This is a genomic window from Lactococcus cremoris subsp. cremoris NBRC 100676 (assembly GCF_001591705.1).
GTDB lineage: Bacteria > Bacillota > Bacilli > Lactobacillales > Streptococcaceae > Lactococcus > Lactococcus cremoris.
Window position 1 is genome coordinate 37,513 of the sequence record NZ_BCVK01000004.1, and the last position, 16,161, is coordinate 53,673.

Sequence of the window (16,161 nt, forward strand, 5' to 3'; positions counted from 1 at the left end):
CTTATTATTATACCACAATAATAAAAAATGATTTGACAGAAGGAAAATTATTCCCCACTATCAAACCACTATTTTTTATTTATTAAGACTTTTTTCTAGTTTGGCATCAAGAAAGTAACACCAGACGCACTTACAGTACGTTCATGTCCCCACCAAGTTGTACCATATCCGCCTTCTTTGATAGTAATTGTACCATCTGAATTAACTGATTTTACAATAGCTACGTGACCGTAAGGTGAGTTTGCATATCCAACAAAATCAGCTGAGAAGCTTGATACGATAACACCAGGAGCAGCTCCTACAACATGGAGTACGCCTTGGGCAGGTCCATTAGAAGCCCATTGTCCACCATTACCAGGCATGATATTTCTGATATAAATTCCTTGTGCAGCAAAGTATTGCCATACATAGTCAGTACATCCACCACCAGCATAAGGATTTCCAATTGGTGAACTATTTATACCGCTACCACCAGTAGATGGAGGTGTTGGTGTTGGTGTTGGTGTTGGTGTTGTATCATTGTTAGAGCTAGAGCTACTTGATGAAGTAGAACTGCTTGAACTTGATGATGTATTATTGCTACTTGTACTTGAACTCGATTGTGAAGCTTGTGCTTGGCTAGATGAAGCAGAAGCTGATGAAGTTGCTGCTTCTACAGCTTTAGCAGTTGCTGCTGTTGAAGCTGCTTGTGCTTGTGCTGCTTCTTTTTGTTGAGCTTCATAAGCCGCTTGTTTTTTAGCTGCTTCTTGAGCTGCTTTTTCTGCAGCCGCTTTTTCATCTAATAAAGCTTGTTTTTTATCTTGTGCAGTTGCAATTGTTGCTTGATAGTTCAAAGTCGCAACTTTGAGTTCAGCTTGTTGTGAAGTCAATTCTTGAGCTTGAGAATCCAAACTTTGTGAAAGAGAAACGAACTGGTTGTAGTTCTTTTTAACAGTTTCTGACTTTTGGCTAAGCTCTTTTTGCTCTTTTTCTTGTTGTTCCAACATTTGTTTGTTGGCACTAGAAACAGTAGCAATAGCTGTTACTTTTTGAATAACATCTGTCAAAGATTTTGAATTAACAACAGTATCCATATAATTTGTTGCTGAGCTGTTAACTTGAGCACTACGTGCTTGAGCTTCCAATGTCTTTGTGCGTTCTTTGATACTTTCGTTCAAAGTAGCAATTTGAGCATTAAGTGCTTTAGCTTCGCTTTCGATTTTAGCGATTTGTGCTTTAGTACTTGTTTGCTTTTGTTGTAAGCTGTCAACTTTTGATTGCAAGCTATCAACTTGTGCTTGTGCTTGTGCTTTAGCAGATTGCGCGCTTGAAATTGTCGCATCTTGTTTAGCAATATCTGAATTTGTGTCAGCGTAAACCCCTGACAACGGCGCTGCAGCAGAAAGTACCACTGTAGACATTAAAATAGCTGAGATAATCTTTTTTTTCATAACTGTTCTTTTTTAATTTTTCCTCCCATTAAGTTCGGTTGAATAAACATATTATACTATTCCTGCCCCACCATAATATTTCTTTATGATTACAAAACACTTTCTAATTGTATCTTACATGACTTTTCTTTAATCTGTAAAAGATTTCTAAAGGGAATTGTAAGGCTACAGCTAAGATAATATTGAGCAAGAGTGTAGGCGCTAACTGGTAAACAACAAATTTGATAAACTGAAGTTGGGCAAATCCGAAAGCTGTCATAATGATTGCACTAAAAACCTCAAAAGCGGTCACAATAATAATTGTTGTAAAAAGCCTTGTCCAGCGATTAGTAAATATAGTTATTTGTATATTATATACAAAAAGAGCAATAAGTGGGAACAATAAGGTCGCAATTCCGTAAATACCTAAATAATAGCTATCATAGATTGCACCCAAAATCGCCGCTAAGATAACGATATAGCTTGGTCTGTGCTGAGTGACACTATACATTAGAAAAATCAAAAATAAATGACTCACTGGTACCCACGTCCCACTGCTTAACCCCGTTAAAAGATGGGTAATCTGACCGTCCAAAATCATTAACAAAAAAAGAATAATTGGACTAAAAAATTGAAATGTAAATCGACTCACTACTTAATTCCTTGTATTCTAGTTATTTTCTAAACAAATTGATGTTTATGTTTAACCTGTAAAAAGTCATCTTTTAAATTACTGACCGTCAATTTTGCTCTTAATAACAAAGACAAATCTAATATCATAAAGATTCGTTTCGGGTTTAACATAGACCATTTTGCCAAGTCCATCACTGTCTTGCTTTTCGCCAATGACAGTCCCTATCAAAAGTCCACTTGGTGTTCCACCCTCACTGCCTGAGTTAGTACCCAAACCACTGGTAAATACCGAATCACCATTTTTGAATTTTCCTTGAGAATCTATATTCTTAATAACATAGGCTTGTTGTTGAGAATCATAACTACTCAAAATACCATAAATTGGAGAACCGTCACTTTCAATTCTGACAGGAATTTTATTTTCAATTCCTTTAGATGAGCTTAACAGAGCAACTTTTGCGCTACTTTTATTGACTTGGGTAACGCGCCCGACAACACCAACATTCGCCATTACAATCATGCCATTTTTCAAGCCATCCTTGCTTCCGCTATCAATAACCAGTGTATCATTCCATGACGCTGGCTCACGAGTAATGACATTAGCTGCAACTGTCTGATAGTCAGTAAGTGTTTCTTGAAGTTTCAGAGCTTTCTTTAATTCTTTATTCTCCGACTCAAGACCACTTAATTTATTATCATCATCTTTTGATTTTGCTAGTTGTGTTTTCAGGCTTTGATTTTGCTGATAAGTATCCATCAAGTTTGAAAGCTCATTTGCTTTGTCTTGTACAAAATGGATTGGTGCAACAAGAACTCGGTCAACAAAACTCGTCCCGTCATTAATTGTTTGGGTCATTGCTGACGGATTTTTATTGGACTTAAAATTTTTGGCTGAAATAAAAATTGCTGACATCGCTGCAATAATGATAATGAGTGCAATAATAATAAGCTTACTTAAGTTAATTTTTTTCACTATTCTAGGTTCCCTTCAGTAATATGTTTCAAACCCTTCTCTTTTAGGTTCGAAAGCCATGTGATTTCACATCGCTTTTTGCCCAATGCAAAAACACCTCTTATAACATCTCTCTTCTTGAATTATCTTTTTTTCACTATGATCATTGTATAAGTTCTTCTTACTCGTACCTTATTTTATCAAATTTGACAGAATTTTGATAGAATAGTAGTAATAAATTTTTGTAAGCGGTTTTCACATGATGAAATATTTAACTTTTATCATGTAAATCAATTTGGGGGGAAAATTTTTATGAATCATATTCCAGTTTTTGGCGAAAAGAATGAAGGAAAAGACTATCAAGCAAGATATGGCGTCTACTCAATTGTAGCAAGAGAGAACAAAGAAATTTGCCTTGTTCAAGCCCCTAACGGAGCTTACTTTCTTCCCGGAGGTGAAATTGAAGCTGGAGAAGATCAAGAAAAAGCGCTTCACCGTGAACTTATGGAAGAATTGGGAGCTACTGCTGAAATCGGAGAATTCCTAGGCCAAGCTGATGAGTATTTTTATAGTTCACATCGAAATAAATATTTTTATAATCCTGCTTATATCTATGAGACTAAAAATGTTCACTTTGATTCTAAACCACTCGAGGATTTCAATCACATCAGTTGGTTTGATCCAGAAACAGCTATCAGCAAACTCAAACGTGGCTCCCATAAATGGGGAGTTCAAGAATGGTTGAAAAAATAAAAAATCGTCAGTAAGACGATTTTTTTATTGACTGATTATTTTTACTCCGTCAGAACCGGCGACAATCACTTTTTTCACCATATCATTAAAGAGACCATGTTCCACAACTCCGACCATTAAATCAAGTTCATCAGCAAGTTTTTGGGGATTTTCAATTTTTGCAATATGAAGGTCAATAATAAAGTGTTGCATATCTGTTATTAATTTCTCCCCTTCCTCATTTAAACGCCAAGTGGGAGCATAAGCAGCTCTTTCAAACTCTTTAAATAATTGCTCTGAGCCATAACGAATAACTTCTACCGGAACTTTAAAAGAACCAAGATTTTCTGATAATTTACTCTCATCAACAATCCAAATATAATCTTTTGAGTAAGTGGCAACGATTTTTTCCATTAAAAGTGCCGCTCCGCCTCCTTTAATACCATTCAAGTGAGAATCAATTTCGTCCGCTCCATCAACAGTCAAGTCAACATAATCTACTTCATCAATTGAAGCTAAAGGAATTCCCAGCGCTTTTGCTTGTTCACTTGTCACACTAGAAGTTGTCACGCCTGTAATTTCTAATTGTTCTTCAGCAACTCGTCTCCCTAATTCTTCTACAAAATAGGCTGCTGTTGACCCTGTTCCTAAGCCGACAACCATTCCTGATTTAACAAATTCAGCCGCTTTTATCCCAACTTGTTTTTTTAAATTTTCCATTTTACCTCCTTGAATATTTCGATATCACGCTGACTTAATTATAGCAAAAAAGCTACTTAAAGTAGCTTTTTTATTTATTTATATTAACTAATATATTCTTCAAGGTATTGAGGATTATAAATCATAATTTTATTATCAATCACTCCAATTACTTTTTCATCCTTTAAATCATGAAGAATACGGTTAACACTATTTCGTGTAGAAATGCCACAAAAACCTGCAATATCTTCATTAGTGACAGTAAAATCAATCAGAATTCCATCTTTTTTTCTTATTCCGAAATCATCAATCAAACTGTGAAGACAAGCGCAAACCGCTCCCTTCTTACCATTGATTGTCATCTTTTGAAGAATTTCTAAATTAAGTGCTAGTCTTCGTTTATAAAAGTCATCAACAACTCTGAATAAATTCAAATCCTCACGAACCCAATTCCAAAAATCACTGCGTGAAATTTTGTAAAAACTGGCTGTTGGAGACTCAATTCGTACATTAAATAATGCTGAAATTCCATCGTTTTGTTTCTCTTCCAATAAAGAAACAAAGTCTGGCTCCGCAACATAGGCAATATTAAATTCACGACCATCTCTTAAAATATTGCTAATCTTCGCTACACCATCTTTGAGTACATAGATATATTCTGATTCAATCCCTTGATACATGATATAACTATGTTTTTTGCGTGTTACAATACTCACTTTTTTTTGTTCCAGTGTATTGATTAGATATTCAATGTTTACGTTTGCCATTTCTTTCATTTTAAAACTCATCTACTCGCTATTTTTTATTCATTTATTTCGCCATATACAGGGCTGTAGCCCCTTTATTATAACATGTTTTATGTAAATCATTTAAATCAAACTTCAGAGCTTTATTTTTGATGTTTACCGTGAATAAGATAGTATATTATCCAAACAATTACAACTGCTGGCGCACTATAAAGATATAAGTTTCGGAAACCTATCATCCCATTTCCCAACATCGGAATAATCGCTCCAAGAACGATTGGTCCTCCACCAACCCCTAAGTCTAAAAAGCCAAAGAAGGTAGAAGTTGCGACACCAATACGGTCCTTACTTGAATCCCGAATTGCAATTGCTTGACCAAATGGTGCGACACCACCGTACCCAAGTCCGAAAGCTCCCCCAGCAATCAACAAGACAACGAATCCAATGGCTGGGCTAAAGAATCCGGCAAGTCCAACAAGAAGCATGGCAACAGCAAAGAAAATAAAGGTTGGATTAAAGATCCAGTTATCACCTTTAGTATCGAATAGACGACCAGTAAATGGACGTGATACAAAAATTAAAATTGCATACACGGTAAAGAATAATGAACCTGCAAGTGGAATCTTGAGGTCTGCAGAAAATGAACCCATTCCCGTTAAGATGGCCGAGTCAATAAATCCAGCTAAGAATGCAATAATTGAGATAGGAAGAGCTGATTTTTCAATATAACGCTCAACCCCTTTGGGTTCATGTTCTAAAGCATAGGCACGCTCTGCATCTGAAAATTCTTTGACACGAACAAAGAAAATCAAGATGAACGTAACAACTAGCAAACCAAGAGCAATTCCAAGTAAAGAGCCAAAGCCAAGTGAAGAATAAATCATGATTGATAATGCTGGACCAACTGCAGCTGCAAGGGTAACGGATAAGGCATAATAACCAATCCCTTCACCACGACGTGAAGCTGGCACAACGTGTCCAGCAATTGTTCCTGACGCCGTTGCCCCAATCCCAAAACCAGCTCCTTGAATCACTCGAATCAAAAAGAGTAAGGGAATATTGGTTGTCAAATAATAGCCAAAGGTTAAAACAAGAAAAATAATTCCACCAATATAAAGCAAACGTTTCATTCCGATACGTGTGATATTAATCCCTGTCCAGACCCGACCAATAAGGGCCCCGATAACAAAAACGCTTGACAAGGAAAGACTTACAACTGTTGATTGATGCAGTTGTTGAAGTGCATAAGTTCCTATTGAAGAAGTTAAGACATAAAAAACAATATAAAATAAAAAACTAATAAGCGTGTTGATTACGAAAGTAGGTGTAAAAATACTTTCTTTTTCCATGATTTTTTCCATTTCTAAGTAAGAGCTTCTGCTCTTTTTTGTAAGTGAATTAAGTAAATATGTTATTTTCTAACGATGAGTGTGTTGCATTTGGCATGATTAACAATATATGCTGCAACTGACCCAACAACTACACGCTCTATATAACTAATCCCTGTTGCGCCAATAACAATCAAATCGACGTTCTCTTGTTTGGGAATCTTTGTTGCCATTGCTACTTTAGGTGAGCCATATTCCAGAAGGGTTCTAACATCAGTTAATCCTTCCTCAAGGGCTTCCTTAGCAAACTGTTGCAATAAAAGTTTTGTCCCATTTTCATGCTGTTCTTCGGCAATTGTGTCGTAAGTGTTCACAGCAAGAAATGAACGTTTTTCAATAACATTAGCAAGAATAAGTTCAGCATCATTACGTTTAGCTATTCTAACTGCTTCATCGAAAGCTTTAAGTGATTCTGCTGAACCATCCATACCAACTAAAATTCTTGAATATTTTTGTTCCATACTAGCTATCCTTATCTAATTAACCGATGGCAGAGATGTTTCTTACTTCAAAAGCAAATTTGCCATCTTCGGTTTTTACAAAACCGTGGTGATTTGAAACATATTCGATTGCTTCATCCATGTTGACAAAGTCTTGAATGACGCTACGTACTTTTGTATCGCCGACATAGTTTGGTGTTGAATTTTCTTCGTATGAAGAGAGTCCTTTAAATTCAAATTTCATTTTGAAATTCCTTTCTTAAATAACAATATTTTTTGAGAAACAAAGGTCAGATGTTCTCAAATGTTTTTAAGTTACTCAATCATTCTAAACAAAAATGATACGAAGCGCGACAACAATTTTTGATATCAATCTTTGATACCAAAAATTGATACCAAGAATTGATAACATTTGTTACTATTCGGAAAAAGAAAATATAAAAGATACTGACAAAACTGTCAGTATCTTTTATATTTTCTTTTTAATATGCTTGAGCAGTTTCTAATTTGGACTCTGTTTCTGATTTTTCAACTGAATCAGAAACTTTGTTCATTCTTTTTTTAGCAGTGGTCATCATTAAACGAATTCGATTCAATTGATTGACAGCAGAAACTCCTGGGTCATAATCAATCGGCGCAAGATTAGCCCCTGGATACTGACGACGAAGTTCTTTCATCATTCCTTTACCGACAATGTGATTTGGGAGACAACCAAAAGGTTGAAGACAAATAATATTATTCACTCCTTTTTGCAAAAGTTCAATCATTTCACCAGTAAGGAACCAGCCCTCACCAGTGTGATTTCCTATTGAAATCACTTCTTCAGTAGAGGATGCAACGTCATAAATTGACTCTATTGAATCAAAACGATTTGATGCCTTCAAAGCTTTATTCATTGGCTTTTCTAGCATATTGATGATTCCAATAAAGGTTTTAGCCATGAGTTTATTTTTCTTACTAAAGGCAATCTCATCTGCTTTCCAGATTTGATTGTATAAACTGTAATTCATAAAACCAATTAAATCAAGAACAACAGCTTCGCCGCCCTCTTCTTCAATAATGGAAACAATATCATTATTAGCAGTTTTACTATATTTGACTAAGATTTCGCCGACGACACCCACTCGTGGCTTTTGAATATCAAGAAGTTCAATTTGGTCAAATTCTGCAACGATTTTTTTCATGTTGCGATAAAATTCAAAGATTGACCCTGATTCTACATTTTTTCGAGCTTTTTCTAGCCATTTTGCATGTAAATCATTGACCGAACCTTCTACTGCTTCGTAGGGGCGTGTCCGATAGACAACTCGTTCAAACAAATCTCCGTAAAGCACAGCAATCATAAAGCGTGTCAATAATGGAACCGTGAATTTAAAGCCTTTTTCTGTCCCTTGATTTCCCATTGAGAGAGAAACTACTGGAACTTGCGGGAAACCTGCATCAATCAGAGCTTTACGCAACAAAGGAATATAGTTAGTTGCACGGCAACCACCACCGGTTTGGGTCATCATGACGGAGGTATTGTCAAGGTCATATTCTCCTGACTGGAGAGCTTCGATAAGTTGACCGATAGTAATAATGGCTGGATAACAAGAATCGTTATTAACAAATTTCAAGCCGTTATTTACAGAAGTATTTGTTTCTGGCAGAGAAACTACATTATAACCTGCAGCAGCAAAAGCTGTATCCAATAGTCCTTCTTGGTGAATTGGCGACAACATTGGCAAGAGCAGGGTATGTTTTTTAGCCATTTCTTTTGTGAATGCTGGTGTTTCTGGGACTAATTCATGAACTTCAGTCGTTGCTTCAATATTGTGACGTGTCCGCTCTGAAACTGCTGCCTTAAGGCTACGCAAGCGAATCCGAACGGCTCCCATATTTGAACCTTCATCAATTTTTAGAACGGTATAAAGCTTGTTGTGTCCACGCATGATTTCTTCAACTTGGTCTGTCGTTACGGCATCAAGACCACAACCAAAGGAATTAAGTTGCACAAGTTCTAGATTTTTATTTTTGCAAACAACATTTGCGGCTGCATAAAGACGACTGTGGTAAACCCATTGATTGACCACGCGCAGACCAGAAACTTCGGCCAAATGACTGATAGAGTCTTCTGTCAGCACATGGAATCCTTCTTGAGTAATGATGTCAGCAATTCCGTGATTGATTTCTGGATCCAAATGATAAGGACGTCCTGCAAGGACAATGGCTTTTTCATTGTTCAAATTGATTTGCATCAGTAAATCTTCGGCTTTAAGACGTAAGTCTTCTTTGAATTTATCCATTTCTTCAAAACCATGTTGAACGGCAGCTTTTACTTCTTCAAGACTGACAGTAAATCCTTGAGCCGTCAAAGACTTATGGATATTGACTGCCACACCGTCAGGATTTGCCAAATTAATAAATGGATGAAGATAATTGACTTGTCCTTCACGAATTTCGTCAATATTATTTTTAAGAACTTCTGGATAAGATTGGACAATTGGACAGTTGAAATGATTTTGAGCATTTTTTTGTTCTTCTTGTTCAAAAAGAACTGAAGGATAAAAGATAGTTGGCACACCTTGTTTAATCAAAGCCATGATATGTCCGTGACTCATTTTTGCTGGGTAACAAACAGTATCAGACGGAATAGTTTCAATTCCCTCTTCAAAGAGTTCTTTGTCTGAGCGTGGGCTCAAAAAAACACGGAAGCCAAGGTCTGTTAGCATCGTGTGCCAAAGCGGATAATTTTCGTACATGTTAAGCACGCGCGGAATCCCAATCTCTCCACGAGTTTGTTTTTTCTTACTTAAACTATGGTAACGGAATAGTTTTTTATATTTATAATCAACTAAATTAACTTTTTTGTCTTTTTTAGCGACTTTAACTTTTGTTGCTTTTTCAGCTCCACGTTCGCAACGGTTCCCGGTTACAAATTTATTGCCATCATTGAAGACCGTCAGTGTCATTTTACAGTTATTTTCGCAAAGTCCACAGACCATAAATTCTTTATGAGTGGTAAATTTTTCTAATTCATCAAGCTTTAAAAGCTCTGATTCTTTGTGCGTTTCTTCATTGTCTAAAGAAATCAAAGCACAACCATAAGCTCCCATCAATCCGGCAATACTTGGACGGACAACTTCACGTTCAGAAATTTTTTCAAAGGCACGCAATACGGCTTCATTGTAAAAAGTTCCGCCTTGAACAACGATTTTCTTATCAAGTTCTTCGGGACGTTTTACCTTGATAACTTTATAGAGGGCATTTTTTATGACACTGTATGAAAGACCAGCAGAAATATCACCAACTGTTGCTCCTTCTTTTTGAACTTGTTTAACTTTTGAGTTCATAAAGACGGTACAGCGTGATCCAAGATTTACTGGGTGTTCGGCTAAAAGCGCTTTTTGTGAAAATTCACGAACGTCATGTTTGAGCGAATGGGCGAAAGTTTCAATGAAGGAACCACAACCTGATGAACAAGCTTCATTGAGCTGAATACTAGATAAAGCACCATCACGGATTCGCATGGCTTTCATATCTTGGCCGCCGATATCGAGAATGAAATCAACGCCGGGATTGAAATAATCAGCAGCTTTGTAGTGAGCCATTGTTTCAACTTCGCCGTAATCCACGTGAAGACCAGCTTTAATCAAGTGTTCGCCATAACCGGTTACGGTTGATTTGGCAATGTAAACGTCCGCTGGAAGTTTAGCATAAACATCTTTTAAAATATTAATAACTGATTCAAGTGGTTCTCCGTTGTTAGATCCATAATGGTCATAAAGAATATTTCCCGCGTCATCAATAAGGACAAGTTTTGTCGTGGTTGAACCTGCGTCAATTCCTAAAAAGGCCGCGCCGTGATGCTCATTGAGTTCTTTATAGCTAGCTGTTGCTTTGGCATGGCGCGCACGAAATTCATCAAGTTCAGCTTGGTTTTCAAAAAGTTTATCCATAGTATCTTGGGGAATTAAACTATCAGAATCATCAGTTTCCAAACTATGAATGAGTTCGGTTGCTGTTTTTTGGCTTGTTTCTTCGTAGAGAGCAGCTCCCATTGCCACAAAAAGTTGTGGATTTTCTGGGAAGATAATATTTTCTTCTTTTAAATCCAACGTTTCAATGAAACGTTTGCGCAGTTCACTCATAAAGAAAAGAGGTCCGCCAAGAAAGGCAACATTGCCTTTGATTTTTCGACCACTGGCTAATCCGGCAATGGTTTGATTGACAACAGCTTGGAAAATACTGGCTGCTATATCTTCACGACGCACTCCTTCGTTCAAAAGGGGTTGAACGTCAGTTTTGGCAAAAACGCCACAACGTGAAGCGATTGGATAGAGTTTTTCATAGTTTTTAGCTAATTCATTGACACCATTAGCATCAACTTTCAAAAGGGCAGCCATTTGGTCAATGAAAGCACCTGTCCCACCGGCACAAGTTCCGTTCATCCGTAATTCTTGAGTCCCATTGTCAAAAAAAGTCATCTTGGCATCTTCGCCGCCAAGCTCAATCATGACATCTGTTTGTGGAATGAATTTTTCGATGGTAATGGATGAGGCAATCACTTCTTGGACAAAGGGAACGTCAATGACTTCTGCAAGTCCCATTCCTCCTGAACCGGTAATGGCTAATTCTAAATTTAAATCTCCGTGTTCGGCAATAAAATCATTGAATACTTTAATGGTTGCTGCTTTAACGTCAGAAAAGTGGCGCTCGTAACGTGAAAAAATGAGTTTATAATTTTCGTCAAAAACGACGAGTTTTACTGTGGTTGAACCAACGTCAATCCCTGTTTTATAAATTTGTGTCAAGATGGTCTCCTAGTTATGTGAGAAATATCACTTGAACAAGTCCTCTAAATCCTTAATATTCATTTTTCGGCAAATTAGATTTTTTATCTAATTTATCTTTTAGGCACAGAATTTTGATAAAAAGTAATTTAAACGGTCTGTTGCTTATCTTATTATATGTTCATTTTATCATTTGTCATAAGAAAATCAACCAGCAAAAAGGGCGTGGTTGTCACATAAACGACAATTTAAAACAAGCTGTTGATTATGTTAAAAGACTTTGACATCGAATGACAAAATGTTTTGACTAAATACTTAAATGACTTTAAGCTTTTTTTTGATTATAATGGAGATAATCGCATGATGTGAAAAATTAGACAAAGCAGATTACATAATTTCTTTGCCCACTAGATAATGGAAAGATGGTTCTTATGGTTAAATCAGATGATTTGCGCGTAAAACGAACAAGAAAATTGATAAGTCAGGCTTTTTTTACTTTGTTGCACAAGAAAAAATTTGAAAAAATTTCAATTCAAGAAATTGCCGATTCAGCCATGATTAATCGAGCAACTTTTTATGCTCATTATGCTGACAAACAAGATTTATATGATAGTTTGATTGACCAATTTTTGGCTAGTTTTACTGGTATTTTGGATGAACAAAATTTGGTCGATGGAAATAATGTTCACGTCAAGGAAATTGAAACTGTCCTGAGTCGCTTTTACGAATTTGTTCAGGATAAACCAGAGGTTGCACAAATGATTACTGACAGAGCACATGATCAACGTTTGAAAAATAGATTTCTGGAAATTTTATCTGAGCGTTATACTGAGTTATTTGAGAAATTGGAAGTTAGAGAAAAAGATGTTGTAGTTCCTAATGACTTCGTGATTTCTTATATTAGTTCAATTTTGGTCGGAACATTAGATTGGTGGGTCTCTTCTTCGACACAAATGTCCGCTCGGGATTTTGCTCATCTCATCATCAAATTAATTTCTAATGGTCATCTGACTGTGCTTGGAGTTAATATTAATCGTGAAAATTAAAAAAGTTACTGACGAAAAATTCTGTCAGAGGATAGCCGTTGCACTTTAGCTTACGGATACCTTCGAATTTTCATCAGTAACTTTTATTTTTTTAAGTTTTCAATCTCTTCGATTGTTAAAGGACGATAAGCTCCCAGAGCTAAATCTGAATCCAAAGCTAAATTGCCCATCCGAATTCGTTTGAGATAAAGGACATACATCTCAACTGCCTCAAACATCCGTTTGACTTGGTGGAATTTTCCTTCATGAATAATAACTCGAATTTCACTGACCCAGCCGGATTGGCTATCGCCTTTGTAAGTTTTCTCAACAAATAATTCTCCTGGTCTTGCTTTTTCACCATTTTTCAAAGTCAAACCTTCAGCAAATTTATTGATAATCTCGTCAGTAACTTTTCCATCAATTCGTGCAAAATATTCTTTTTCAACGTGTTTTTTGGGTTGAGTTAAATCATGGCCAAGAGCCCCATCATTGCTTAAAATCAAAAGTCCTTCGGTATTTTTATCTAAACGTCCGACCGGGAAAATATCCTTACGAACATCTTTTTCTGATAAAAGTTGAACAACTGTTTTAAAAACATTATCTTTCGTAGCGGATACGACTCCTTGCGGTTTATTCAATAAGTAATAATAATATTCTTGGTAATCTAAAATTTGACCGTCAAAAGCCACCTGTCTGGAATTCTTATCCACTTGAAATCTGCCATCTCGCTGAATTTCACCAGCAACGGTCACGCGCCCTTTTTTCAATAAAACTTTGACTTCACTCCGGCTTCCGAGGCCACTTTCTGCTAAAAATTTATCTAGTCTCATGCCTTTATTATAGCATAGCTAATAACCGAACGAAGCGGGAACGATAATTTCCCACTTAGGGTAGTCCTTGTCAGCTTGCTGACTAAGGCATCTAAAAAATCACTTGAGCGACTTTTGTCTGCGAATTCACACTTTAGCCTATTACAAGTATTGATACTCCTTATTTTATTGGCGAAAATTCTGTCAGTAAAAATAAAAGTTACTGACAGAAATCTGGTCTGTAACTTTTTTTATTCTCCATAAATATCAGCATCTGTAAGTTTAAAAATAACCATTGTTTCAGGTGGATAAGCTGCCAATTGATTTGCAAAACTGTCATCATCATCTTTTTTGACTTTTGCTTTAATATTGATTGTCACCTTTTGATGCTCTTCAACAAGTGCGTCATAGAGTGTCTTTAAGTCAGCAATATCTTGACTACTTGCTTTGGGCAAAATGGTATATTTGGTATAATCTTTGTCAAACCAAGAACCTTCTTTTTCAAAATCAACCGATGAATTCTCGCGAATTTGCAATTTAGCTGAGATATCATAATCATAATCTTGCTGTTCAATCATTTTAGCGATTTTTACCATTGATTCATAATCACCACTTGCTTTTAATTTTAAAGTGGCTTTATAAGGAATTCCCGCGAGCTCTAAGCGTCCAGCAATCATAAAAGGATCTGGTTCAGTTCCTTTATCATCAAGTTGAGGGGGAGCAAAATTGACCGAGATTGAGTAGCCCTTGGTCAGTAATTGTTCATATTGCGTGATGACTTCTTCTAATTCGAGTCCATCAATAAACTCATTAAAAGTCCGTTCAGTCAGTTTGTTGTTTTCAGCTGCTTCTTCTTTTGGATAGATAATTTTTACTTGATAAGTCATGTCTACTATTATATCAAGATTGTGTGCACAAATGGGAAAAAAGGTGAAGAAAAATAGTAAATTTTTTTGGTTCAGCAAGTCATTTTGCCTCGAATTGTAGTTCCACTATACTCTTATTTTGTAAGTCAACTAGGCGCTTTAGCACCCTATCACAATTGGACAGCTTAACCTAAACGCAGAAATCTCTTTTTCAGCATTTTTATGTGTGGAAACTCAAGCTTAATAGAATTTTATTTTTTATAAAAAAATAAATTAAATAGGCTAGGAAATTCAAGCTTTTTGCGTTAAAATAGTCTTTATGACATTAACACAAGAATTTGATACGATTGCGGCGATTTCGACACCGCTTGGTGAAGGAGCAATTGCCATTGTTCGTTTATCAGGAACAGATGCCCTGAAAATTGCTCAATCTGTCTATAAAGGAAAAAATTTAGCTCAAGTTGCTAGCCATACGATTAATTACGGCCACATCTTTGAAGAAGAACGTCTGGTTGACGAAGTGATGGTTTCAGTCATGCGTGCGCCTAAAACTTTCACTCGTGAAGATATTGTTGAAATCAACACACACGGTGGGATTGCAGTCACACAAGAAATCTTGCAATTACTTTTACGTAATGGTGCAAGACTTGCTGAACCTGGTGAATTTACCAAGCGTGCTTTCTTAAATGGACGGATTGACTTGGCACAAGCTGAGTCTGTCATGGATTTAATCCGCGCAAAAACCGATAAAGCAGCGAATATTGCCGTAAAACAACTTGACGGAAGTCTCTCAAAAATGATTAATAATATTCGTCAAGATATTCTCGAAAGTTTAGCACAAGTCGAGGTCAATATTGATTATCCAGAGTATGATGATGTAGAAACTATGACTTCACAAATGCTCCTTGAAAAGACTGCTCATTTTGAACAGCTTTTGGAAAATCTTTTATCAACAGCTAAACGCGGAAAAATTTTGCGCGAAGGCTTAAAAACGGCCATTATTGGACTTCCAAACGTTGGAAAATCAAGCTTACTCAATCAATTATTACGTGAAGAAAAAGCCATTGTCACTGACATTGCTGGAACAACACGTGATGTTATTACCGAGTTTGCCAATATTGGTGGCGTACCTCTTGAATTAGTAGACACCGCTGGGATTCGTGAAACAGATGATTTAGTCGAAGCGATTGGGGTTGAACGTTCTAAAAAGGCCTTAGCCGAAGCTGATTTGGTTTTGCTAGTTTTGGACGCCTCACTGGAATTGACTGATAAAGATTTGGAACTTTTAGAGCTATCTAAAAATGCCAATCGTATTGTTTTACTTAACAAAACTGATTTGCCCGAAAAACTTGATATTAATCAAATTTCCGGTGATTTTATTCGAATTTCAGCCCTTAAAAATGAGAATTTATCTGCTGTTGAAGAAAAAATCAATCAAATTTTCTTCGCTGGTGAGATTGAAGCCAAAGACGCAACCGTCTTATCAAATGCTCGTCACATTTCGCTTGTTGAAGAAGCTTTAAAAGCACTCAAGGAAGCAAATAACGGGCTTGCTCTTGGCTTACCTGTTGATTTGATTCAAGTCGATGTCACACGTTGTTGGCAATTACTTGGAGAAATCACAGGCGAAGCCGCTCCTGATGAATTGATTACACAACTTTTCTCACAATTTTGTTTAGGGAAATAA

At 36.4% G+C, this 16,161-nt stretch carries 14 protein-coding genes; 3 read left to right on the plus strand and 11 right to left on the minus strand.

Features of this window, described 5'->3' with window-relative positions:
- Positions 1–95 precede the first annotated feature (95 nt).
- From LLA01S_RS01115 to mreC, 3 genes are all read right to left on the minus strand, one after another.
- Entirely contained in the window at positions 96–1,430 is a 1,335-nt protein-coding gene (locus LLA01S_RS01115) for a CHAP domain-containing protein (RefSeq protein WP_061777699.1), read from the minus strand.
- Between the two features lie 103 nt (positions 1,431–1,533).
- On the minus strand, positions 1,534–2,061 hold the full coding sequence (gene mreD, locus LLA01S_RS01120; RefSeq protein WP_032951382.1) for a rod shape-determining protein MreD: 528 nt from the start codon (positions 2,059–2,061) through the stop codon (positions 1,534–1,536).
- Between the two features lie 78 nt (positions 2,062–2,139).
- A complete protein-coding gene (mreC, locus tag LLA01S_RS01125; protein WP_061777700.1) occupies positions 2,140–3,015 on the minus strand; it encodes a rod shape-determining protein MreC in 876 nt (291 codons plus the stop codon).
- A 291-nt stretch (positions 3,016–3,306) separates the two neighbouring features.
- Here mreC and LLA01S_RS01130 point away from each other — a divergent pair, with 291 nt between their 5' ends.
- Positions 3,307–3,747, plus strand: coding sequence for an NUDIX hydrolase (locus tag LLA01S_RS01130; RefSeq protein WP_014573430.1), 441 nt, complete (start codon positions 3,307–3,309; stop codon positions 3,745–3,747).
- Between the two features lie 24 nt (positions 3,748–3,771).
- Here the strand turns inward: LLA01S_RS01130 and rpiA are convergent, their stop codons facing one another.
- The 6 genes from rpiA to LLA01S_RS01160 all read right to left on the minus strand — a co-directional run bounded on the left by rpiA (position 3,772) and on the right by LLA01S_RS01160 (position 11,783).
- Positions 3,772–4,446 (minus strand): ribose-5-phosphate isomerase RpiA, encoded by a 675-nt coding sequence (gene rpiA / locus LLA01S_RS01135; RefSeq protein ID WP_011677274.1) that lies wholly within the window; start codon positions 4,444–4,446, stop codon positions 3,772–3,774.
- A gap of 83 nt (positions 4,447–4,529) precedes the next feature.
- Positions 4,530–5,213 carry a Crp/Fnr family transcriptional regulator gene (locus tag LLA01S_RS01140; protein WP_061777701.1) on the minus strand — a complete coding sequence of 228 codons (684 nt, stop codon included), beginning with the start codon at positions 5,211–5,213 and terminating at the stop codon, positions 4,530–4,532.
- A gap of 101 nt (positions 5,214–5,314) precedes the next feature.
- Positions 5,315–6,520: an MFS transporter gene (locus LLA01S_RS01145; RefSeq protein WP_061777702.1), complete on the minus strand. Its 1,206-nt coding sequence runs from the start codon at positions 6,518–6,520 to the stop codon at positions 5,315–5,317.
- A gap of 62 nt (positions 6,521–6,582) precedes the next feature.
- Entirely contained in the window at positions 6,583–7,020 is a 438-nt protein-coding gene (locus LLA01S_RS01150) for a universal stress protein (protein ID WP_011677277.1), read from the minus strand.
- Between the two features lie 19 nt (positions 7,021–7,039).
- Complete coding sequence (locus LLA01S_RS01155; protein WP_011677278.1) at positions 7,040–7,243, minus strand: hypothetical protein; 204 nt, start codon at positions 7,241–7,243, stop codon at positions 7,040–7,042.
- Positions 7,244–7,481: 238 nt separating this feature from the next.
- Entirely contained in the window at positions 7,482–11,783 is a 4,302-nt protein-coding gene (locus LLA01S_RS01160; protein ID WP_061777708.1) for a 2-hydroxyacyl-CoA dehydratase, read from the minus strand.
- Between the two features lie 419 nt (positions 11,784–12,202).
- Here LLA01S_RS01160 and LLA01S_RS01165 point away from each other — a divergent pair, with 419 nt between their 5' ends.
- Entirely contained in the window at positions 12,203–12,817 is a 615-nt protein-coding gene (locus tag LLA01S_RS01165; protein ID WP_014573433.1) for a TetR/AcrR family transcriptional regulator, read from the plus strand.
- A gap of 83 nt (positions 12,818–12,900) precedes the next feature.
- Here LLA01S_RS01165 and LLA01S_RS01170 read toward each other — a convergent pair whose 3' ends face one another.
- Both LLA01S_RS01170 and LLA01S_RS01175 read right to left on the minus strand, forming a co-directional pair.
- Positions 12,901–13,629, minus strand: coding sequence for a pseudouridine synthase (locus LLA01S_RS01170; RefSeq protein WP_021164812.1), 729 nt, complete (start codon positions 13,627–13,629; stop codon positions 12,901–12,903).
- 230 nt (positions 13,630–13,859) lie between these two features.
- The gene (locus LLA01S_RS01175; RefSeq protein WP_014573435.1) at positions 13,860–14,495 is read right to left on the minus strand and encodes a hypothetical protein; all 636 of its coding nucleotides are present in this window, start codon (positions 14,493–14,495) and stop codon (positions 13,860–13,862) included.
- Positions 14,496–14,793: 298 nt separating this feature from the next.
- On the opposite strand from LLA01S_RS01175, the gene mnmE reads away from it, so the two are divergent.
- Complete coding sequence (gene mnmE, locus LLA01S_RS01180) at positions 14,794–16,161, plus strand: tRNA uridine-5-carboxymethylaminomethyl(34) synthesis GTPase MnmE (RefSeq protein ID WP_021164811.1); 1,368 nt, start codon at positions 14,794–14,796, stop codon at positions 16,159–16,161.

What these genes read in the sequence shown, in the direction of transcription:
- LLA01S_RS01115 (WP_061777699.1), bottom strand. Translation starts at nt 1,430, where the DNA reads ATGAAAAAAAAGATTATCTCAGCTATTTTAATGTCTACAGTGGTACTT.
- LLA01S_RS01130 (WP_014573430.1), top strand. Translation starts at nt 3,307, where the DNA reads ATGAATCATATTCCAGTTTTTGGCGAAAAGAATGAAGGAAAAGACTAT.
- rpiA (WP_011677274.1), bottom strand. Translation starts at nt 4,446, where the DNA reads ATGGAAAATTTAAAAAAACAAGTTGGGATAAAAGCGGCTGAATTTGTT.
- LLA01S_RS01140 (WP_061777701.1), bottom strand. Translation starts at nt 5,213, where the DNA reads ATGAGTTTTAAAATGAAAGAAATGGCAAACGTAAACATTGAATATCTA.
- LLA01S_RS01145 (WP_061777702.1), bottom strand. Translation starts at nt 6,520, where the DNA reads ATGGAAAAAGAAAGTATTTTTACACCTACTTTCGTAATCAACACGCTT.
- LLA01S_RS01150 (WP_011677277.1), bottom strand. Translation starts at nt 7,020, where the DNA reads ATGGAACAAAAATATTCAAGAATTTTAGTTGGTATGGATGGTTCAGCA.
- LLA01S_RS01155 (WP_011677278.1), bottom strand. Translation starts at nt 7,243, where the DNA reads ATGAAATTTGAATTTAAAGGACTCTCTTCATACGAAGAAAATTCAACA.
- LLA01S_RS01165 (WP_014573433.1), top strand. Translation starts at nt 12,203, where the DNA reads ATGGTTAAATCAGATGATTTGCGCGTAAAACGAACAAGAAAATTGATA.
- LLA01S_RS01170 (WP_021164812.1), bottom strand. Translation starts at nt 13,629, where the DNA reads ATGAGACTAGATAAATTTTTAGCAGAAAGTGGCCTCGGAAGCCGGAGT.
- LLA01S_RS01175 (WP_014573435.1), bottom strand. Translation starts at nt 14,495, where the DNA reads ATGACTTATCAAGTAAAAATTATCTATCCAAAAGAAGAAGCAGCTGAA.
- mnmE (WP_021164811.1), top strand. Translation starts at nt 14,794, where the DNA reads ATGACATTAACACAAGAATTTGATACGATTGCGGCGATTTCGACACCG.